The organism is Pseudenhygromyxa sp. WMMC2535, assembly GCF_011083025.2.
In genome coordinates this window covers 9,391,715-9,412,007 of sequence record NZ_JABJWV010000001.1, presented here as the reverse complement: position 1 = coordinate 9,412,007, position 20,293 = coordinate 9,391,715, and the positions used below count along the sequence as shown (strand labels likewise).

Here is a 20,293-nt window from a genome sequence, read left to right as displayed (position 1 = left end):
CCTGGATCTCGCTCGACCCGTCCTCAGGCGGCCTCGCGCAGGGCGACGATCAGCTCGTCTTTGGTCATGTCGCCGCGGCCGACGATGTCGCGCTCGGTTGCGAGGTCGTAGAGCTTGGACTTGGTCCACGCCTCGTAGTTGGCGCTCGAGACCGAGCCGCCGTTGCGGCGGACGAGGGCGCGATGGCCGAGCACGCCGACGAGCGCGCCGAGGCCGAGGCCGAGGCCGAACACGCCGACGCCGACGTAGGCGAGGCGTTGGGGGATGACCTCGCGGAGCACCGAGGCGGCCTTGGTGAAGTTGGAGAGGGACTCTTGGGTGTTGTCGATGAGGTCCATGTCCAAAGCGAGGTTGCGAGGACCGTGCCAGCCATGGATTTGCTCGCAGCGGAGACCTGCGGGGCCGCCTGCGCCAGTTCATCGAGGGCGCGCCGGCCAATTTGTCGCCCAGAACGCCGGCCAGATCGCCGCGAATTTGCACACCTTCGCGCGCGACGCGTGTCGATCTGACACGCCGAGAAGAGTTGCTACCATCGCGGGCTGGTCGACGACCGAGCGCTGCCATGACTGCCCCCAACCGCGAAGCTGCGCGCGATCCAGGCGCGAGCGAGGAGCTGCTCGCGCGCTGCAAGGACCACGGCTTCACCCCGGGGGCCCGCGGCGTGGCGGGGCTGCTCGAGCTGTGGCGGGCGCCCGAGCGCAGCACGGCGCAGCGCAAGGCCATCGTCGCGGCGCTGTGCCGGGGCGAGGGGGGCGTGGCCCGAAAGCTCGCGCAGGGCTTCGACCAGGCCGAGGGCGGCGAGCGAGCCATGCGGCTGCGTGTCCTCGCCCGGATCGCGCGGCGGCTCGGCCCCGAGGTCGTCGCGCTCGAGGGCCTGCTCGACGCTGGCCTCAAAGACCCCGAGCCGCGGGTCGTCCGCGAGGCCGCGCGGGCGATCGGCAAGCTCGACGCGAGCGCGGCGGCGGCCTACGAGGGCGCGCTCGTGTCCGTGGCCCGGGGAGCCGCGCTGCCCGAGCGCCGCGCGGCGGTCGAGGCCCTGGGGCTGACCGGCGGCGACCTGGCTGGCGACGCGCTGCGCGAGCTGGCTGGGGAGGGGGGCCTCGACGAGGACCTGGGGCGCCGGCTCGCCCGGGCGCGGACGCTGATCGAGCGCCGGACGGCTCGCGGGGAGGCGCGGCCCTTGCTGCTGGACTCGCCCGTGGCCGCGGCGGTCGAGGTCCGCATGCGCTGCCGGGGCGCCGCCGACATCGTGGCCGACGAGCTGCGAGCGCGGCTGCCCGCGGCCCAGGTCTCGGGGCTGGCGGTCTGCGACTCGCGGACCCTGACGCTGCGCTGGGCGGGCCCCGTGGCGGCCCTGGATCGTCTGCGCACCCCCCTGGACTGGGGCCTGGTGTTCCCTCTGCCGCCGATTTCGGCGAAAGCACCCGCGGAGGAGCTCGCGGCCCGGGTGGTCGCGGGGGTCTGCGCGCCCGCCCTCGCCGAGACCCTGCAGGCGCTCACCGACGGCCCGGTGCGCTTTCGCCTGAGCTTCGCCCAGGGCGGCTCGCGGCGGGCCGTGGTCTGGTCCATCGCCCAGGCCCTCGACGCCCGCCAGGCGGCGCTGCGCAACGACTCGCGCGCGGTCAGCTGGACCATCGAGGTCGACGAGGCGCGCAGCCAGCTGGTCGCGCTCCCGCGTCGGCCCGACCCGCGCTTCGACTATCGCGTCGCCCACCTCCCGGCCTCCTCGCACCCGACCCTCGCGGCGATCATGGCCCGCGTGGCCGCGCCGCAGCCGGGCGAGCGCGTCTGGGACCCCTTTTGCGGCTGCGCGGCCGAGCTGATCGAGTGCAGCCGCCTCGCCGACGCGCTGCGCCTCATCGGCACGGACCGCGACCCCCAGGCGATCGCGGCGGCCCGGGCCAACGTGGAGGCCGCGGGCCTCGACCCCGCGCGCGTGCGCATCGAAGAGGTCGACGTCTACGCCGGCAGCCCGGCCAAGGCGGACGTGATCCTGACCAATCCGCCCATGGGCCGACGCACGGCCCTGGCCGGTGGCCTGCACGCCTCCCTGCGCCGCTTCGTGAGCCACGCGGCGCGGACCTTGAGCCCCGGCGGTCGGCTCGTGTGGGTCACTCCGGCCGCCCAGGTGACGGCCGCGGCCGGGGCGGCGGCCGGGCTGCGCGTGCGAGATCACGGCTCGATCGACATGAGCGGCATGCGGGTGGTCTTGCAGGAGATGCGGCGCTGAGCCCCGGCAGGCGGGCGCAGGCTCGGCGCAGGTCGATCCCTGGGCTCGCCGGGCCGGCATTCGCTATCCTGCGCGACGCATGAAGCTCGATTCGAATATCACTGCAGTCGTCACGGGCGGGGCCTCGGGCCTCGGCGAGGCCACGGCCCGGGCGCTCGCCGCCGAGGGCGTGAAGGTCGGCATCTTCGATCTCAACGAGGCGGCCGGGGAGGCCGTGGCCAAGGACATCGGGGGCGTGTTCGCCAAGGTCGACGTGACCGTCGACGCCCAGGTCGACGCCGGCTTCGCCAAGATCCGCGCGGCCCTCGGCCAGGAGCGGATCCTGGTCAACTGCGCGGGCACGGCCAACGGGATCAAGACGGCCTCGCGCGACAAGGAGACCGGCGAGATCCGCCACTTCCCCGCGGACAAGTTCGAGAAGATCATCCAGATCAACCTGATCGGCAGCTTTCGCTGCATCGCCAAGTCGGCGGCGGGGATGATGAGCCTCGACGCGCTCGCGTGTGGGGAGCGCGGCTCGATCATCAACACGGCCTCGGTCGCGGCCGAGGACGGACAGATCGGCCAGGCCGCCTACTCGGCGTCGAAGGCCGGCGTGGTCGGCATGACCCTGCCGATCGCCCGCGACCTCTCGCGCGAGGCGATCCGCGTGAACACGATCTTGCCGGGCATCTTCGACACGCCGCTGCTCCACGGCCTGCCCGAGAAGATCCGCGACGCGCTCGGGGCCCAGGTGCCCAACCCCTCTCGCCTCGGTCGGCCGGCGGAGTACGCCGCCCTCGCCCTCGAGATCTGCCGCAACGGCTATCTCAACGGCGAGGACATCCGCCTCGACGGGGCGATCCGCATGGCGCCGCGCTAGGAGCCGTGTTGGGTTTCACCACGGGCTCCTAGGCGCTTCGGCGAGGGCGAGCTCACGAATCGACGCCACAGCTGGCGCTACGCGTGAAGCTCCAGGTCATGACCGAAGGCGCCTCGCCCTCGCCGGGGCCGACGATCGCCGCCTCGAGCCGGCCTTCGTCGGCGAACAGCGCGTAGTGAATCTCTTGCGGGAAGTCGTGCTCGTAGTTGGCCCACACCCAGATCGTCGCGCCTCGAGGCGTATCGACCGAGAAGCGGGCCGCGCTCGGATCGATCGGCTCGAACTGCGTCGGGGCGGCTTGGCCGGGCTGGACGATGTAGACGTGTCCCTGGCCCTGTGCGAGGAGCGTGAGCTGCTCGAGCTCCTCGCCGTTGTGAGCCTGACCGACGAGGTTGTCACCGTCGATCTCCCAGCGCTCGTGTGCCCCCGACTCGCTCGTCCACGTCCCGCACAGCATGTCCACGTCGGGACGGACGGACGCCTTCGGGCTCCCGCAGGCGGCGAGGGTCAGCGTGAGCGTGCAGATGAGGCCGCCGCGTCGAAGCATGGCGCCATGGTAGCCGCCGGAGCAGGGGCCGCTCTATCTAAAAACCTGCGTTCCAGGCCATCTCTCGCCTGCGCCTGCGCTTGCGAGGCTCGCGGGCGTTGGTCGGCAAGAAGTCGTGGGCAAAGCCCATGTTGAGATAAAAAGTCCGCGGCCGGCCGACGAGGATGCCGGCGTTGCGGTCGTCGGTCCGCGAGAAGTAGCGGACGTCGGCGATGTTCTTGATCCCCCCGGTGAACTCCAGCCGCCAGCCCCGGGGCAGGGGGGTCTTCATGCGCGTCCACAGGTTGACCAGGGTGTAGGCGGGGATCGGCCCGTAGGCGGCGGTGTCCTGGTCCTCGACCTCGCGGTTCTCGAGGTCGGTGTACTGGCGGCTCTGGTAGCTGACGTCCACGCCCAGCTCCAGGCCAAAGTCGAAGCCCCAGCTGCCCCCGGCCCAGGCCTCGTGCTCGGGGTACCAGGGCATCTTGTTGCCGGTGTAGGTCAGGCCCATGAGGTAGCTGCCGGTCCACGCGTAGCCGGCGTAGACCGTGGGCTCGCCAAAGTCGGCGTCGAAGACCTCGCTGGGGTACCACTCGAGCTCGCTCTCCACGCCCCAGATGTGGATCTTGGGGATGGCGTCGTAGCTCTCCTCGCCGACGTCGATGTAGTTGGTGAATTCCTTGTACCAGCCCGTGACCTCGCCATAGAGGCCGGCGAGCTCGAGCAGCTTGGCGCCGAGCTCGACGCCGTTGGAGGTCTCGGCCTGGAGCTGGAGGTCGTCGGGGGCGACGAGCAGCTGGAGGTACTGGGGCGGGCCAAAGGAGCGGCCATAGGCCAAGAAGAGCGCGAGCTCGTCGATCGGCGCGTACCACAGCGAGGCCGCGGGCAGCGGGGCCCAGTAGGCCGGGGGCGAGAGCAGGAAGCTCTCGAGGTTCGAGCGCCGGACGATCTTGATGAACTCCATGCGCACGCCGAGGTCGAGGCTGAGGTCGCCGTCGAGGAAGACCAGCTTGTCGTTGACGTAGGCCGCGTAGGCGCTGGTCCGCGCGTCGTCGTCGGCGGTCAGCAGGCGCCCGCCGACGTCGGTGGTGTAGGTGTAGAGCTCGGCGATCTCGAAGGCCGCCCGGGCGCCGACGCTGAGCTGCTGAGACAAGCCCGCGTCGGGGTGGTCGAAGCCCATGGACCAGCGCGGCTCGACGCCGGCGACGTCGTAGATCCGCGGGCGCTCGACGAACTGGTCGACGAGCGCGAGCTCGAGGGCCGCGTTCGAGGCGATCGCGCTGCTGCGGTAGCTGTGGTTGTACCAGGCCGAGATCTTGACGTCCTGGCGCTCGCTGGGCTGCCAGCCGAGCTTGAGGGCCGTGCCCGCGCGCCAGCCGGTGAACTCGTCGAAGGGGCGCAGGCTCTGGAAGGGGTCCTCGTCGTAGGCGGCGCGCGAGAGCCCGCCGGGGAGCTCGCTGACCTCGTGGTAGGCGTGGCTGATCGACTCGAGGCGCAGGCGCGGGTTGAACTGCCAGGCGAACTTGGCGAGGCCGCCGTGGACCTGCTTGTCGCTGTGCTCGCGCCAGCTCTGGCCGAGGCGCGGGGCGTACTCGAGGTACATGCCAAAGCGGCCGTGGGTCGCGCCGTAGGCCCCGCCGAGGGAGAAGTCGAGGTTGGAGTCGCCCTGGGCGAAGACCGAGATGCTGGGCTGCGCGGGGATCGGGTGGGAGATCAGGTTGAACACGCCGCCCGCGGTCTGCGGGCCGTAGCGGGCCGTGGCGCCGCCGCGGACCACGTCGATCTTGGCGATCGAGAACAGCGAGAGCGGGAAGAGGCTGAGCTGGGGCTGGCCGTAGGGCGCCGGGGCGATCGGGATCTCGTCGAGGAGCACCGTGGCCCGCGAGCTCAGCCGCGGGCTGACGCCGCGCACGGCGACCTGGAGCTTGGTGTCCTGGGAGCCCAGGCCCGAGTTGCCCTGGGTGGTCCGCACGCCCGGCGTGCGCTCGAGGGCCTCGTTGACGCTGGTCGCCCCGCGCTCGCGGGCCTCGTCCTGGTCGATGACGTCGCGGCCGCCCGCGTGGGTGAACACGTCGAGGGCGCTGGCCTTACCGAGCACGCTGGCGTCGACGAGGATCTCGCGGACCTCGCCCTCGCCCGTGTCCTCCTCGAGGTCCTCGTCGTAGGGGATGTCGTCGTCGTCGAAGTTGGGCGCCGGAGGGTCGGCGGGGGACTCCGTCGGGGGTTGCTCGGTGTCTTGCTCGGGCTCGGGCTCGGGCTGTGCAGGTTGCTCGGGCGAGGCGCTGGGGTCTGCGCCCGAGGGCGGGGCAGTGTCCTTGGGCGCGCCGGGCTTGGGAGCGCCAGGCGCAACGATCTCGACGGGCGCGATGGCGTCGTCGTTGCGCTCGATCTCGCCAGCGGGAGGCGCGGCGAGCCAGCAGGTCGCGAGCAGGGGGAGCATGGGCTCCTAGGGAACGGTGACCGCGGCCGCGCCGCGCAGGCGCAGGCCCTGGTCCGCGAACAGCCCGGACAGGTCGTCGACCTCGTCCACGGTGCGCTCGACCTCGTCGATCAGGTAGACCTTGCCGAGCACGCTGAGCCCGTAGAGCGCGCCGTCGATCCGCGCCATGGCGTCGATCTCGTCGCCGCGCACGACCTCGTCGAGGAAGACGTTGGCGGACGCGGCCTCGCTGACCTCGCCGGCGGCCGGCGGGGCGCAGGTCGAGAGCTCGTTGTGGTCGAGGGCCATGGCGTCCTCGTCCTCGCTGCGCAGCCAGGCCGCCGCGCTCTCGCCGTCGAGGGCCTCGACGACGTCACCGGCGACGCCGATCTTGTTGCCGAAGCTGCACCACTGCTCGCAGACCACGTCGCAGGCGTAGTAGAGCGGGTCTTGGCTGACGTCGCTGTCCTGCACGCAGTGGCCCTGATCGAACACCTCGGTGCGCACGCGCAGCAGCGAGCCCTCGCTGACCAGGCCCTTGCTGCCGGTCCCGCGCACGCCCAAGAGCAGCTCGTCGCCGGCGAAGCCGAGGCCGCTGACGGCCTCGAACCAGTAGCAGGGGTCGGTGCTCGGGCTCTCGGCCGGGCCGGGCGGCACGACCCAGCGCTCGACGCCGATCAGGTTGTCGCGCCGGCTCCAGTCGTCCACCTCCAGGTGGGTGATCGACCACTCGTCGTTGAGGGTGTCGAAGGTCGCGGCCCACAGGCCCTGCTCGGGGTGCCAGGCCAGGTCGCGGACCACGAACTTGCGCAGGCTGCCGTCCTCGACCGAGATGTCGCCGAGGGCGTCGTCGAGGTGGAGGTAGCCGAGGCTGGTCAGCCGGCAGGCGTTGCCTCCGTCCTCGCAGACCTTGGTGGGGTCGTAGAGGAACAGCTCGTTGCCCAAGAAGGTGCCCTCGGTGGCGAGCTCGATGTGGCTCTGGAAGGACGAGCTCTCGTCGGAGAGCCGGGCGTTGACGAAGAGGATCAGCTCACCGGAGAGCTCGTGGGTGCAGTCCTCCTCGCAGAGCACGACGTCGACCCCGTCGCCGCCCTCGTCGTCGCCGGGGAGCTCGAGGTCGAGGCAGCCGAGGGCGGACAGGGCGAGGAGGCCGAGCACGGCCCGCTCTGGCCGAAGAGGCGGGCAAATGAAAGTCGCTTTCATTTGCTCGGATTTTGAGTGGCCTGACAAAGAGCGTCAAGGCGAAAAGATCACGCGCTGTCGGTGAGCCGCGAGCGATGAGCGCCTCGCGGCCAAAGTGGCGCTGGGCGCTCGTGAGCCGAATTCATGGGTCAACCAAAAGCGCCGCGCGCCGAGCCCTGGGGCTCGACGCACGGTGTTTGGTGGCGGCTGGAGCTCAGGCGCCTACCACTCGACGACCTCGAGTCCGCGGCTGCCCATGGGGCAGTAGACCTTGTCGCCTTCGATCACCGGGGAGTAGCAGCCGCCCCAGCCCGGGAGCGCCGAGTGCTGGATCTCGACCTGCTCGACGTCGCTGGCGTCGACGAGGCCGAGGCTCGTGTAGTCCTCGCGGATCACCGCGCGCGGCCCAGACACGGCGTTGACCTGCCACCAGTGCCCGAAGGCCTCGCCGTCGTGCTCGGTGCGCGGGAGGGCCTCGTCGCTGATGTCGAACACGCTGAGCTTGGTGTCGTACTCGTACTCGTAGTCGTACTCGTTCTCGTCGTAGGTCCACGAGGTCCGGTCGAGCTTGGCGAAGATCCGCGTGTCCGTGGCGAAGAGCTGCTCGAGGCCGTAGTCACCCTCGAACTCGACGCTCTCGATCAGGTAGGCGCCCTGACCGTCGACCTCGAGGTGCTCGAGGGTGTGCGAGATCAGCTGGCAGTCGAGGAGCTGGTCCTCGTTCTCCCAGTCGTACTCGTCCCAGTCGATCTGCCAGTACTTGGGATGCGAGAAGCAGTCGTCGGTGGTCGCCTGGATCGTCTCGATCTCGAAGTCCACGGTCACCAGGCGGCCGGCGTCCGCGTCGTAGGCGACGACGATGCCGGGGACGTTGACGGCCGGGGCCCAGGCGGGTTGACCGTCGAGGTCGAGGCGGTCGAAGTAGAAGCGGACCTTGCCGGGCTGACCCTCGACGGGCTCGGTGTGCCAGGACACCACGGTGTCCGAGAGCACCGAGAGCATGCCCTGGGTCTGGCCCTCGGGGCGCTCGAGGGTCGCGCTGATCTCGAGCGCGGCGGGGTTGGAGAGGTCGACGACCTGGACCGGGTTGCTGAGCCCGTCATCGTCTGTGGTCAGCATGACCAGGGACTGGCCCTGGTTGACCATCCACTTCGAGCTGGTCACGACGTTGCCGAGGCTGCTCGGGCCCCAGCTGGGGCTGCCGGGGATGTCGAGCTCGTCGTCGACCATCGGATTGGTCGGGTCGCTGACGTCGACGGACACGAGCCGCGCGTACTGCTTGTAGTCGTAGTTCTCGTAGCCCTCGTCCCAGGACTCGGCGTAGACCGTCTCGACCACGAACACGTGGTCGCCGACGGCGAAGAGGTCTTCGACCCACCGCCAGGAGCAGCCCATGCCCTCGTCCTCGGGCGCCTCGAGGTTGATCACCCCGAGCGGCTCGGACGCGGTCGGATCGTCACCGTCGACGATCTCGAGCACCTGATTGTTGGTCCACCAGTCACGCGAGATGCGGACCCAGACGTCGTCGCTGTGCACGAGGTCGTCGACCTGCACGGCGAGCATCAGGTCGTCGTTGGACACGGGCGCGTCGCGGTCGGAGAAGTCGAAGCTCGCGAGTTGGAGGTCCGAGACGGTGAGCACGCGCTGCTTGTGGAGCAGGGCCCGGCGGGCGCGGCCGCGCGAGGGCGCCACGCCGCGCAGCGTGAGGTCGTCGTCCATCCAGTCGATCAGCTGCACGCCGCTGCGGTAGCTGCCGCTGCACTCGTAGTTGCTGCTCCAGTCCCAGCCGGAGTAGGGCACGAGCAGCAGCTCCTCGTCGTCGAGGATGGTGAAGGCCTTGTGGATGCGGTTTTGGTCCTCGGCGAAGTCTGCCCAGTCGCCGCCAAAGTGCACGCGCTTGCGCAGCGCCGGCGCGTCGAAGTCGCTGACGTCGAACAAGCTGACGTTGATGGCGCCCGCGGCGTTGCTGGGGTCGTAGCCCAGGGCGAGGATGCGATCGTCGCGGGTCTCCATGTGGTAGACCCAGCCGGGGATCTCGAGCTCACCCTTTTGTTGGGGGTTGGCCGGATCGCTGAGGTCGATGGTGAACAGCGGATCGGTCTGCTCGGCCGTGATCGCGTAGGCCCGGTCGCCGTCGAAGCGAGCGCTGCGCAGCGACTCGGGCACGGGGATGTTGATGTCGCCGCTGCCCAGGGGCACGAAGGAGTCGGACGACTCGATCGTCCACGTCTCGATCTTGGGGTCGGTGCTCCAGTCGGACTGGCTGATCACCCGCAGCACGTCGCCGTACTCGTTCATCTGCCAGCGGCTGAAGACGCTGCCGTCGACGGGGACCTGGGCGCCGGCGACCAGGCTGCCGTCGCCGGCGGAGATGTCGACAACGTCGATGATCGAGCCCAGGCCTTGCCAGGCCCAGGTCCGCGAGGCCATGTAGATGCGCTCGCTGGTCGACTCGACGCTGCGCTCCCAGTCCCAGCTGTCGCCGGGGCTGGGCAGCGAGAGCTGCTCGACGACCACGGGGTTGCTCGTGTCGCTGATGTCCAGGGAGGTGACGACGGTCTGCTGGGTGCCGTCGCACTCCCAGCACCAGCCGTCCTCCATGGTCACGAGGTAGAGGATGTCGCCGACGCGGCGCGAATCCTGGATGCGCCCGGGCAAGGTGAACTCACCGCGGACCTGGATGTTGGCGGGGTCGCTGGCGTCGAGGGCGACGAGGCGGCTGCTCGAGTTCTCGCTCCACTCGTCGAACTCCTCGTCCCACGTCCAGAAGTAGTAGTTGTTGAACATCACGAAGGCCTGGTCGCCTTCGACGTACATCTCGAAGGGCTCGGCGTCGGTCTTCCAGGTGCCGAGCGAGCGCATGTCGTCGGGGTTGGTGACGTCGACGACGGTCAGGCCCGAATAGGACGAGAGCGCGTAGAGGGTGTCGCCGACGATCTGGACGATGTCGGCCTCGAGCACCTCGAGGGTGTCGCCGCCGTTGTCGTCTTCACCGGTACCCGCACCTTCTTCTCCGCTGTCGCCGGTCTCCTCGGCGGCGCCGATGTCGTCCTCGCCGTAGTAGTCGTCGCCGCCGCCGGTCGGGTTGTCGGAGATGAAGTCTCCCGGGGTCCGCTCCGCTTCGGCGCCGCCGCAGGCGCTGAGCGCGAGAGCGCTCAAAGCCGCGAGGGTGAAGGTGGAAAATCGTAGGCTCGAAGTCATGTCGGTTCTTGAGTACCCACAGGTCGGTGATTCGATCACGGTCCCTGCGCACTTTGTGTGTGCCGGCTCGCCTCGGAGGGAGCGGGAGCCACCCGAAGTCGTCCGGATTCGAGCCGCTTGGGGGAGGGGTGAACTCGCCTCGTGAGTCCGCTTTCAGGTGCGCGCGCGCGAAGCATTTTCGTGCGCTGCCCGAGGGGGGCGAGGGCCTCGCCGGTCCAAGTGATGGTCTGTTGCCCGCCACTACGGGCTGCCAAGCCTTTTGCGCCGCGACCTTGTCAGCCTCTGCACAGCGATCCATTCTGGCTCGCCCATGCCCGAACAGCTCCAAGAAGCGGTGCTCGCCCTCGTCGAGCAAAGCGGTGCGACCGGCGGCGTGACCATGGGCAAGCTCGTGGATCGCCTGGTCGATGACGGTGCCGATGAGCAGGCCGTCGAGCTGATGGTTTGGGAGCTGATCCGCCGGCGTGAGCTCACGCCCAACGGCTTCGTCTGCCGCAAGGTTCGCAACGCCTCGGGTGAGCAGCGCAGCTATGAGTTCGTGCTGATCCCCTGGTCGCCGGCCCTCGACGCCCAGCTCGAGCTCGACCTCGGCGAGAGCGACGAGCTCCGCGACGCCGGCGGAAATCGGGGCTGAGCCCCCTAAAAAACCCCGTTTAAATGGCGTTCGAGCCAGGAAAAAGGGGTGTTTGTGATCTCGAGGGGCTGAGTCCGGCCGCGGCGGCGGCCTGGGAGAGCGCCGAGCTGGTGGCGAGGCGGCCGGGAGAGCCGGGGCTCTTCTTGGCCCTCGCGCCGATGGACGGCGTAACCGACGCCACGACCCGGGAGCTGCTCACGAGCTGGCCGCTGGCGCCCGGCCGGCCCTCGGGGATCAGCATGTGCGTGTCGGAGTTCGTCCGCGTGACCCGGCAGCCGGTCCAGCCCGTGGTGATGCTGCGCCACTGCCCGGAGCTCGCCCGCGGCGGGCGGACGCGCGCAGGCGTGCCGGTGTTCTTGCAGCTCCTCGGAGGCGACCCCGAGTGGATGGCCAGGGCGGCCACGCTGGCGGCCGAGCTGGGGGCGCCGGGCATCGACCTCAATTTTGGTTGCCCCGCCAAGACCGTGAACCGATCCGACGGCGGGGCGACGCTCCTCAAGCAGCCCTGCCGCGTCGAGGCGGTCACTCGAGCCGTGCGCGAGGCCGTGCCGGCGGCCATACCGGTGAGCGCCAAGATCCGCGTGGGCTGGGAGGACGCCGCGCCCGTCGTGGAGATCGCCAGGGCGGCGGAGCAGGGCGGGGCGAGCTGGCTGACGATCCACGGCCGGACGCGTCGCCAGCTCTACAAGCCGCCGGTGGACTGGGCGGCGATCGGCCGGGCCCGGGAGGCCGTGAGCATGCCGGTGGTCGCCAACGGGGACCTCTTCGATCGCGGCGCGCTGCTGGCCTGCGCCCGGGTCAGCGGCTGCGCCTCCTATATGATCGGTCGCGGGGCGATGGGCCGGCCCGAGCTCTTCGCCCAGGCCCGGGGCTGGCGCGACACGGACCTCGGGGCCGAGGAGCTCGCCGCCCTGCTCATCGCTCACGCCGAGGCCATGGCGGCCGAGGGCGCCGAGCTCCGCGCGACCTTGGGCCGCTTCAAGCAGTGGCTGCGCATGGCCGCCCTGCTGCGCGGGGACGCCGGGGCGTGGTTCGAGGCGCTCAAGCGCACGCAGACCCTGGACGAGGCCCGGGCCGGGCTCGCGCAGCTGACAGGCTAGGAGCCCCGACTACCACTCGCCCTGGCTGGCCATGGACGCCCACGGCTCCTTGGGCGGGAGCGGCTCGCCGCGCTGGAGCAGCTCGACGGAGACCTGATCGGGCGAGCGGATGAAGGCCATGTAGCCGTCGCGGGGCGGGCGGAGGATCGTGACGCCCGCGGCCTGGAGGCGCTCGCAGGTGGCGTAGATGTCGTCGACGGCGTAGGCGACGTGGCCAAAGTTGCGGCCGACGGAGTAGGGCTCGGTCTGATCCCAGTTGTAGGTCAGCTCGAGCTGCGGCGCGCCGGGGCCGGTGGCCAGGAAGACCAGGGTGTAGCGGCCCTTTTCGTGGTCCTGACGGCGCTGCTCTTCGAGGCCGAGGAGCGCGAAGAAGCGCAGCGCCGCGTCGAGGTCGCGCACGCGGATCATGGTGTGGAGAAACTCGAGTGCCATGGTGATGCTCTGTCTACTCGTTGGGCTCGGCCTCGTCTCGCGGGCCGCAGCCGAGGCCGACGAGCTCGAGGTCTTCGCTGTCTTCGATGGCCGCGAAGGTGGTGCCCAGGGCCTTGGCCTGGCCGATCACCCGCTCGCGGACCTTGCGGCCGAGGTAGCCGGTGGCCGGCGTGGGGTGGGGGTAGGGCGTGCGCTTGATGTACGCGCTGTGGAAGGTGACCTGGTCGAGGCAGCCGGCGCCGCGGGCACCCGTCCAGCGCGCGCGCAGGACCCCAGTCAGCCTGGGGATCTCGTTGGTGTTCTCGAACAAGAAGTTGCCCATGGAGTAGGCGATCAGCCCGTCGGCGTGGCGCTCGACTCCCTGGAGCACGTGCGGGTGGTGGCCGATGACCATGTCGACGCCGGCCTCGATCAGCGCCCGCGCGGTCTTTTGCTGATAGACGTTGGGCTGCTCCTCGTACTCGTCGCCCCAGTGCACGGCGATGACGATCAGGTCGTGGTCCTCGCGGGCCGCGGCGAGGATCGGGCCGAGCACGTCGACCATGTCGCGCAGCTCGATGTAGGGCACCTGCGGCGTGTCCTCGCGGACCGGGGCGTTGATGCGGTTGGTGACCGCCAAGAAGCCCACGCGCCAGCCCTGGCGCTCGAGGGTCTCGACCCGGTAGACGGGGGCCTCGGTCTGTGAGGCCCCGATCGCCAAGATGCCCTCTTCGGTGAGGATCTTGGGGCTCTGGAGCTGGCCGTCCTCGCGCAGGTCGAAGTAGTGGTTGTTGGCCAGCGAGAGCACGTCGAAGCCGGCGTCGCGGAGCAGGCGGATCATCTCGCGATCGCTGCCAAAGCGGAACTTGGCGCCGATCGGCGAGCTCGGCGGGAGGTCCTCGATCACCGGGGTCTCGAGGTTGCCGACCAAGATGTCGCTGCGCAGCGCGGCCTCGAGCTCGACGAAGGGCCCGGGCAAGCTCGCGAGCTGCTCCTCGTCGCCCTCGATGATCGGATCGAACTGGTTGTCCTCGCGGTAGCGGCCAAAGATCACGTCGCCGACGAAGGTCAGCTCGAGGGCCTCGGCGCGCGGGGCCTGGGCGGATTTTTTGGCCTCGGCATCGCCCCCGGCCTGGGCGGGGCCGCCCCCGGCCGAGTTGGGGTAGGCGCGGCTGCACTGGTCGAGCAGCCAGGGGAACTCGCTGTCGCGGTCGCCGAGCAGGATCTTCACGCAGACCGCCGCGGCGACGCTGGTCTCGCGCAGGCAGCCGTCGAGGTCGGCGTCGTGGGTGGACTGGAGCTCGGCGAGCCGCTTGCTGCGCTGCTCCGGGTCGGTCTCGACCGCGGTGTAGAAGGCCGCGGCCTCCTCGAGCATGGCCGCACAGGCGGCGCGCTTGTCCGTGGGCAGGGGGCTGGGCATGCGCGGGGAGACGCGCTGCTGGAGTTCGCGGGCCTGGAGCTCCCAGTCGGGCTGATCGTCGACGCCGCGGGGATCGTTGTTGCCCACGTGGCTGGCGGCGCCTCCGGACGAAGGCGGGGCGCCCTTGCTCTTCTCGCGGATGCAGGCGAGGCCGGAGCCGAGGCCCACGGCCATGATCGTGGTCAGCAGCAGCGCTGCGGGGGTGTGGGACCGACCCATCGCCGAGACCATAGCGCATCTGCGCGCGCCGGGGGATCCCGAGCCCCAAGCGGATGTTGCAGGCCTGCGCCCCGATGGTCGACAGTAGGTGGGTGAGCGTCCCAGAGCACCCCACGCGATCGAGCCGCGGCGATCACCTGTGCCGCATCGTGCTGACAGGCGGACCCGGCGGCGGGAAGACCACGGCCGCGGACATGCTCCGCCGCGAGATTGGGGATCGCGTGATCATCGTGCCCGAGTCGGCGACGATGCTCTTCTCCGGCGGCTTCCCGCGCAGCGACGAGCCCGGCGCTCGCCTGGCGGCCCAGCGCGCCATCTACCACGTGCAGCGCAACCTCGAGGACCTGCAGTCGGCGCGCTTCCCCGAGCGCGTGCTGCTCTGCGATCGCGGGACCATCGACGGCGCGGCCTACTGGCCGAGCGACGACCCGCTCGAGTTCTTTACTGCCCTCGAGACCACCCTCGAAGACGAGCTCGCCCGCTACGACGCCGTGCTCTTCTTCGAGACCGCGGCCGTCGGCGACTTCTCGATCGAGACCGGCAACCCCTTTCGAACCGAGACCAACCGCGAGGCCGTGGCCCTCGACACCCGCCTGCGCGAGCTGTGGCAGCGCCACCCCAACTTCGTGCTGATCCACCACAACCACTCGTTCATGGCCAAGCTCTTCGAAGGACTGCACGTGCTCACCGAGCTGATCCACCGCTTCGCCAACGGTCACCGGGGGGTGCAGCCATGAGCGTGGAGCTGGGCTTTTATGGCGCGACGCAGACGGTCACGGGCTCCAAGTTCCTGCTCCGCGCCGGCAAGCGCGAGCTGCTCGTCGACTGCGGGCTGTTTCAGGGCTACAAGCAGCTGCGCCGGCGCAACTGGGCGGCGCTGCCCTTCTCGGCCAAGGCCCTCGACGGCGCGGTCTTGACCCACGCGCACATCGATCACTCCGGCGCGCTGCCCTTGCTGGTCAAGGCCGGCTATCGTGGCGCCGTCGACTGCACGACGGCCACGCGCGCGCTGTGTCGGATCCTGCTCCCGGACAGCGGGCGGATCCACGAGGCCGACGCCGCCTACGCCAACCGCAAGGGCTTCAGCAAGCACCACCCCGCGCTGCCGCTCTACACCGAGGAGGACGCCCAGCGCACGCTTCGACACCTGCGCGTGCGCGAGTTTGGCGAGCGCTTCTCGCCCGCGCACGGCTTCGAGGCCCAGCTGAGCCGGGCCGGGCACATCCTCGGGGCGGCGAGCGTGTGCATCGAGGTCGAGGGCCGGCGGATCCAGTTTTCTGGCGACCTCGGTCGCGACGACGATCCGCTGATCCGCGCCCCGGCCCCCCGCGAGGGCGCCGACTATGTCGTGATCGAGGCGACCTACGGCGACCGCCACCACGGCGAGGAGGACCCGGGCGAGGCCCTGGCCAAGGTCGTCAACGAGGCCGCCGCGCGCGGAGGCACCCTTGTCATCCCGGCCTTCTCCGTGGGCCGGACCCAGACCCTGCTCTTGCTGCTCGAGCGCCTGCGCGCCGCGGGCAGCATCCCGCGCCTGCCGATCTACCTCGACAGCCCCATGGCGATCTCGGCCACGGAGCTCTACCGCGACCACCCCTCGACGCACCGCCTGAGCGCCGCGCAGTGCTCGGCGATGTGCGCCGTGGCCAGCTACGTGCGCGAGGTCGAGGACTCCAAGGCCCTCGACCGCCGCGACGACCCGATCATCTTGATCTCGGCCAGCGGCATGGCGACGGGCGGCCGGGTCGTGCACCACCTGCGCCGCTTTGCGCCCGATCCCAACAACACGATCCTGTTCGCGGGCTACCAGGCCGGGGGCACGCGCGGGGCCAAGCTGCTGGCGGGGGCCGACCGCGTGCGCATCCACGGTGAGTGGGTGCCCGTGCGCGCGCAGATCGAGAGCCTCGACATGCTCTCGGCCCACGCGGACCAAGACGGGCTGATCAAGTGGTTGCGCTCTTGCGAGCGGGCGCCTCGCAAGGTCTTCGTGGTCCACGCGGACGTCGAGGCCGCCGAGCACATGCGGGTGCGGATCGAGGACGAGCTCGGGTGGGGCTGCGAGATCCCGGAGTACCGCGAGCGGGTGGCCCTCTAGACGGGCATGCTCGATGTCGCGCGGCGCGCTTTGAAGGCTTTTGGGGGGTCACCGCGTGCTAGCATCGCACCGTGAGTGATGGCGATGACCGAGAGCTCATGGCGGCGTGGCGAGAGGGGGATCGCCGGGCCGGAAGCCGGCTGATCGATCGTCACTTCAGCGCGCTCTATCGCTTCTTCGCCAACAAGGTCGGCCGCAGCGAGGAGGCCGAGGAGCTGGTCCAGCGCACCTTCATCGGGGCCACGGAGGGCCTGGTCCGCTTCCGCGAGGACGCGAGCGTGCGCACCTGGCTGTTCGCCATCGCCCGCAACGTGCTGCGCCAGTGGATCGACGAGCAGGTCCGTCGGCGCGGGCGCGAGGTCGACCCCGGCTCGCTCTCCTTCGCGGATCTGGGCGCGGGCGCGAGCTCGATCATGGCCAAGCGCCGCGAGCAGCGGCTCTTGCTCGAGGCCCTGCGCCGCCTCCCGATCGAGTCGCAGTTGGTGCTCGAGCTCGCCTACTGGGAGCAGCTCAAGGCCCGGGAGATCGCCGTGGTCATCGACAGCAGCGAGGCCAACACCCGCAACAAGCTGCGCACGGCCAAGCAAGAGCTGCGCGCGAACCTGGACGCGCTCGCGCGCTCGCGCGAGGAGCTCGAGTCGACCCTGTCCGGCCTCGAGGGCTGGGCCCGGGGCCTGCGCGAGGTCTGGGGAAGGTGAGCCGAGAAATTTCCAATTGAAACGCCGCCGGGGGCGACAACCTCGTGGAGTCCAAGGTCATGCATCGAGAGTCCAGCTCCACCCCTCCAGCAGCGCAGTCCGGCACGGCCGAGGGCAGCGCCGCCGAGTGGTCTGGGGTGTCGGTGGATGGCGAGCTCCCCGGCCCCGACTCGCTGGCCGTGGAGGTCGCGCGCGAGCGGGTTCGAGCGCGGCTGCTGGGGGAGGTCGAGCGCCGCAAGCGAGTCGATCGCTTCTCGCTCGAGCGCGAGCTGGGAGCGGGGGGGATGGGCACGGTGTGGAGCGCCTTCGACGAGCGCCTGGATCGCCGCGTGGCTCTCAAATTCATGCGGGCCGAGGGCTCCGGGGCCGAGGACGAGCAGCGCATGGTCGACGAGGCCAAGAGCCTGGCCAAGCTCTCTCACCCCAACGTGATCCCGGTCTACGACGTGGGCCGCAGCGAGGGGCGGGTGTGGATCGCCATGGAGCTCGTGCCCGGGCGGACGCTGCGGCGCTGGGTCGCCGAGGAGCAGCCGCCTCGCCAGGCGATCCTGGCGGCCTGGCTGGACGCGGGTCGCGGGCTCGCGGCGGTCCACGCGGCCGGGCTGATCCACCGCGACATCAAGCCCGACAACGTGATGATCGGCGCGGACGGGCGCGTGCGACTGATCGACTTTGGCCTGGTTCGTCGGGCCGGGTCTCGCGGCGACGAGGCGCTGTCCACCGCCGAGCGGGTCGCCGCGCCCAGGCCGAGCGCGACGATGGCGAAGACCTCGCCCAGCGCGGCCCGTGGCTTCGCTGGGACGCCGGCCTACGCGGCGCCAGAGCAGCTCGCCGGTGAGGCCGTCGATGTCCGGGCCGACCAGTACGCCTACTGCGTGAGCGTCTGGGAGGGGCTGTGTGGCGCCCGGCCGCGCCACAGCAGCGCGGAGCAAGAGCGCGCGCTGGGCCGGCGGATTCGTCGGGTGTTGGCCAAGGGCCTCGCCGCGCGGCCCGACGAGCGCTTCGTCGACATGGACGCGCTGCTCGACGCGCTGGCGCCCCACCGACGGACCTGGGTGCTGTCGTCGGCGCTCGGAGTGGGGCTGATCGGCGCGCTCGCGGCGGGCTTCGCCGGGCTGCTCGGGCCCACGCCGGCTGCGAGCGCGGACCCCTGCGCCGACTCGGGGCGCGCGCTCGCGCGGCTGTGGACCCCGGCGCGCCGCGAGCAGCTGGCGGCGGCGCTCGGGGAGCGCTCGACGGTCGTCGAGACCATCGACGACTGGGGCGCGCGCTGGTCCGAGGTCGCCGCGCAAGCCTGCGCCGAGGTCCACGTCGAGCACGCGCGCTCCGAGGACAGCCTCGATCGCCGCCGCGCCTGCCTCGATGATCGCCTGGGCGAGCTCGAGGCGGTGCTCGGCGTCGCCGAGACCCCGGGGGCGCAGGGCGTCGCGATCACGCGGGCGCTGGCCCTGCTCGACGGCCCGGAGGGCTGCCTGGATCCTTGGGTGTTTCGCAGGCCGGTCATCGATGCGCAGCAGCGCGCGCTCGCGGACAGCCTGCAGGCGCAGCTTGCCGCGGCCTGGGCAGGCCAGGGGCTCGCCGAGGTCGATGCGCGCCGCCGCCAGGTCGCGGACATCGTCGAGGCCGCGCGCGGAGGAGGGCTCGGCGGCCTCGAGGTCCGGGCCGCGCTGGTCGCATGCTGGATGGCCGTGGCCGCGGGCGACTTCGCGGGCGGTCGCCGGTGGATCGGCGAGGCCCTCGATCGCGCCGAGGGCCGCGGGGATCCGGAGCTGCTGGCGCGGAGCTGGAACGCCTTTGGGATCGTCGCGCTCGAGGACGCGATCGATCTCGAGCTCGCCCGCTGGGCGGGGTCGCGCGAGGCCGCCAGCGTCGAGCCGCTCGGCGAAGGGGATCCGCGCCGGGCGGAGGCGGCCCGCCAGCGCGCCCGCGTGCTCGCTGCCGCCGGAGACTTCGACGCCGCCGAGCGCGAGGCCCGGGTCGCCGTCGCCGGCTATCAAAAAGCGGGGCCCGAGTCGGCGTGGTCCCGGGCGGCGGCCCTGCGGACCCTGGCCGAGCTCCAGGGGCGCCGCGGCCACGAGCGGGAGGCCATCGCGCTCCAGGCCGAGGCGAGCGCGCTCGAGCAGGACTGGGTCGGCGCGAACGCAGCGGGCGAAGCCAGGGGAGAGGCGCTGCTCGCTGATGGACTCAACGCCCTCGATGTCGGGGCGCTCGACGAGGCCGAGGACTCGCTCGAGCGCGCGCTCGTGCAGCTCGAGCGCGAGTTTGGTCCGCGCGGCCGCAACGTCGCGATGGCGCATATCGGCCTGGGGACGCTCGCCGACGCGCGCGGCGAGCTCGAGCGCGAGGCCGCCCACTACCGGGAGGCCGACGGGATCCTGCGCCAGCTCTCGGGGCCGCTCGACTTCGATCGCTACTACACGCTGACCGCCCTGGGCACGCTGGACTTTCGCCTCGGCCGCTTCGACGCGGCGGCCGCGAGCTACGAGCGGGCGCTGCGAGTGGCCGAGGCCCACATGCCGGCGGAGGGCGCCGAGCTGGCGACCGCGCGCATGAACCTCGGCGAGGCGCTGCTCGAGCTCGGTGCGCACCGCGAGGCCGAGCGCCTGCTGCTCGCCGCCCTCGATGGGCTGCGCGCGAGCCTCGGTCCGCGCAACGACAGCGTGGCGATCGCCTACAAGGGCCTGGGCGCCGCCCGCCTGGCCGTGGGGGACGCGGAGGCGGCTCGCGGCCTGCTCGAGCGCAGCTTGGACATTCACCTGGAGCTGGGCGTCAACTTGGTCGAGCAGGCCGAGACGCGGCGGCTGCTCGTCGAGAGCCTCGTGGCCGTGGGCGAGGGGCGAGAGGCCGCCGCGCAGGCGCGGGTGGCGATCGCTGAATTCGAAGCCCTCGGGTCCGACTGGGGGCATCGCGTGAAGTTTTTGCGTGAAACACTAGAAACAACAGATAACGACCAAAAGAAGGAGTAAGGTAATGAATTCCCAAAATGTCGAGCCAGCTACGACCATTGCGACCGTCGTGCTCAACAGCAGCGGTGAACTTCTGCCTGTTCCCCGTAATATCGATATCGTGACGGGGCAGGTGATGATTAAAAATGATACAGATATGAATATTTCTGTGAAGGTGGCGTGGGTGTCGGGGACTGATGAATATGAATTGTCTGGTAACGTGAATGCACAGGAACACCTCAGGTTTGGTCTCTTCGACGACGTGATCTGCGTAAGTGTTTGTACCAGCGAGGGGCGGCTCTCGGGTGAAACTGTGTGGTCGGGTCCCACTCATATCGATTCGCTGAATAA

The 20,293-nt window shown here is 70.7% G+C and carries 15 protein-coding genes; 8 read left to right on the top strand and 7 right to left on the bottom strand.

The features are described 5' to 3' along the window. Positions 1 to 23 precede the first annotated feature (23 nt). Positions 24 to 338, bottom strand: a complete 315-nt coding sequence (locus tag G6O69_RS36285) for a hypothetical protein (protein WP_176397288.1) — start codon at positions 336 to 338, stop codon at positions 24 to 26. Between the two features lie 224 nt (positions 339 to 562). On the opposite strand from G6O69_RS36285, the gene G6O69_RS36280 reads away from it, so the two are divergent. Together G6O69_RS36280 and G6O69_RS36275 are read left to right on the top strand one after the other, a co-directional pair. Next, positions 563 to 2,230, top strand: coding sequence for a methyltransferase (locus G6O69_RS36280; protein ID WP_172308044.1), 1,668 nt, complete (start codon positions 563 to 565; stop codon positions 2,228 to 2,230). Between the two features lie 79 nt (positions 2,231 to 2,309). Next, complete coding sequence (locus G6O69_RS36275; protein WP_172308043.1) at positions 2,310 to 3,092, top strand: SDR family NAD(P)-dependent oxidoreductase; 783 nt, start codon at positions 2,310 to 2,312, stop codon at positions 3,090 to 3,092. A 52-nt stretch (positions 3,093 to 3,144) separates the two neighbouring features. Here G6O69_RS36275 and G6O69_RS36270 read toward each other — a convergent pair whose 3' ends face one another. The 4 genes from G6O69_RS36270 to G6O69_RS36255 form a co-directional block, all read right to left on the bottom strand. After that, positions 3,145 to 3,639 (bottom strand): hypothetical protein, encoded by a 495-nt coding sequence (locus G6O69_RS36270; RefSeq protein ID WP_172308042.1) that lies wholly within the window; start codon positions 3,637 to 3,639, stop codon positions 3,145 to 3,147. 37 nt (positions 3,640 to 3,676) lie between these two features. Further along, positions 3,677 to 6,058, bottom strand: a complete 2,382-nt coding sequence (locus tag G6O69_RS36265) for a TonB-dependent receptor (protein WP_172308041.1) — start codon at positions 6,056 to 6,058, stop codon at positions 3,677 to 3,679. 6 nt (positions 6,059 to 6,064) lie between these two features. Continuing rightward, positions 6,065 to 7,195: a hypothetical protein gene (locus G6O69_RS36260; protein WP_172308040.1), complete on the bottom strand. Its 1,131-nt coding sequence runs from the start codon at positions 7,193 to 7,195 to the stop codon at positions 6,065 to 6,067. 246 nt (positions 7,196 to 7,441) lie between these two features. Then, positions 7,442 to 10,420 (bottom strand): beta-propeller domain-containing protein, encoded by a 2,979-nt coding sequence (locus G6O69_RS36255; protein WP_217909986.1) that lies wholly within the window; start codon positions 10,418 to 10,420, stop codon positions 7,442 to 7,444. Positions 10,421 to 10,730: 310 nt separating this feature from the next. Here G6O69_RS36255 and G6O69_RS36250 point away from each other — a divergent pair, with 310 nt between their 5' ends. Both G6O69_RS36250 and G6O69_RS36245 read left to right on the top strand, forming a co-directional pair. Then, entirely contained in the window at positions 10,731 to 11,054 is a 324-nt protein-coding gene (locus G6O69_RS36250) for a hypothetical protein (RefSeq protein ID WP_172308038.1), read from the top strand. A 110-nt stretch (positions 11,055 to 11,164) separates the two neighbouring features. Continuing rightward, on the top strand, positions 11,165 to 12,154 hold the full coding sequence (locus G6O69_RS36245) for a tRNA-dihydrouridine synthase family protein (protein WP_176397287.1): 990 nt from the start codon (positions 11,165 to 11,167) through the stop codon (positions 12,152 to 12,154). Between the two features lie 9 nt (positions 12,155 to 12,163). Here the strand turns inward: G6O69_RS36245 and G6O69_RS36240 are convergent, their stop codons facing one another. After that, positions 12,164 to 12,586, bottom strand: coding sequence for a VOC family protein (locus G6O69_RS36240; protein WP_172308036.1), 423 nt, complete (start codon positions 12,584 to 12,586; stop codon positions 12,164 to 12,166). A gap of 13 nt (positions 12,587 to 12,599) precedes the next feature. Continuing rightward, entirely contained in the window at positions 12,600 to 14,204 is a 1,605-nt protein-coding gene (locus tag G6O69_RS36235) for a CapA family protein (RefSeq protein ID WP_172308035.1), read from the bottom strand. Positions 14,205 to 14,296: 92 nt separating this feature from the next. On the opposite strand from G6O69_RS36235, the gene G6O69_RS36230 reads away from it, so the two are divergent. The 4 genes from G6O69_RS36230 (at position 14,297) to G6O69_RS36215 (ending at position 19,963) form a co-directional block, all read left to right on the top strand. Next, complete coding sequence (locus G6O69_RS36230; RefSeq protein ID WP_217909985.1) at positions 14,297 to 14,941, top strand: AAA family ATPase; 645 nt, start codon at positions 14,297 to 14,299, stop codon at positions 14,939 to 14,941. Between the two features lie 2 nt (positions 14,942 to 14,943). Then, positions 14,944 to 16,299 carry an MBL fold metallo-hydrolase gene (locus G6O69_RS36225; protein ID WP_172308425.1) on the top strand — a complete coding sequence of 452 codons (1,356 nt, stop codon included), beginning with the start codon at positions 14,944 to 14,946 and terminating at the stop codon, positions 16,297 to 16,299. A gap of 71 nt (positions 16,300 to 16,370) precedes the next feature. Beyond that, positions 16,371 to 16,997, top strand: a complete 627-nt coding sequence (locus tag G6O69_RS36220; RefSeq protein WP_346017130.1) for an RNA polymerase sigma factor — start codon at positions 16,371 to 16,373, stop codon at positions 16,995 to 16,997. 59 nt (positions 16,998 to 17,056) lie between these two features. Beyond that, on the top strand, positions 17,057 to 19,963 hold the full coding sequence (locus G6O69_RS36215; protein ID WP_172308033.1) for a serine/threonine-protein kinase: 2,907 nt from the start codon (positions 17,057 to 17,059) through the stop codon (positions 19,961 to 19,963). The last annotated feature ends 330 nt before the right edge of the window (positions 19,964 to 20,293 follow it).

Coding starts and splice junctions, on each gene's coding strand:
- G6O69_RS36275 (WP_172308043.1), top strand. CDS start 2,310: ATGAAGCTCGATTCGAATATCACTGCAGTCGTCACGGGCGGGGCCTCG.
- G6O69_RS36235 (WP_172308035.1), bottom strand. CDS start 14,204: ATGGGTCGGTCCCACACCCCCGCAGCGCTGCTGCTGACCACGATCATG.
- G6O69_RS36265 (WP_172308041.1), bottom strand. CDS start 6,058: ATGCTCCCCCTGCTCGCGACCTGCTGGCTCGCCGCGCCTCCCGCTGGC.
- G6O69_RS36285 (WP_176397288.1), bottom strand. CDS start 338: ATGGACCTCATCGACAACACCCAAGAGTCCCTCTCCAACTTCACCAAG.
- G6O69_RS36250 (WP_172308038.1), top strand. CDS start 10,731: ATGCCCGAACAGCTCCAAGAAGCGGTGCTCGCCCTCGTCGAGCAAAGC.
- G6O69_RS36240 (WP_172308036.1), bottom strand. CDS start 12,586: ATGGCACTCGAGTTTCTCCACACCATGATCCGCGTGCGCGACCTCGAC.
- G6O69_RS36280 (WP_172308044.1), top strand. CDS start 563: ATGACTGCCCCCAACCGCGAAGCTGCGCGCGATCCAGGCGCGAGCGAG.
- G6O69_RS36270 (WP_172308042.1), bottom strand. CDS start 3,639: ATGCTTCGACGCGGCGGCCTCATCTGCACGCTCACGCTGACCCTCGCC.
- G6O69_RS36215 (WP_172308033.1), top strand. CDS start 17,057: ATGCATCGAGAGTCCAGCTCCACCCCTCCAGCAGCGCAGTCCGGCACG.
- G6O69_RS36255 (WP_217909986.1), bottom strand. CDS start 10,420: ATGACTTCGAGCCTACGATTTTCCACCTTCACCCTCGCGGCTTTGAGC.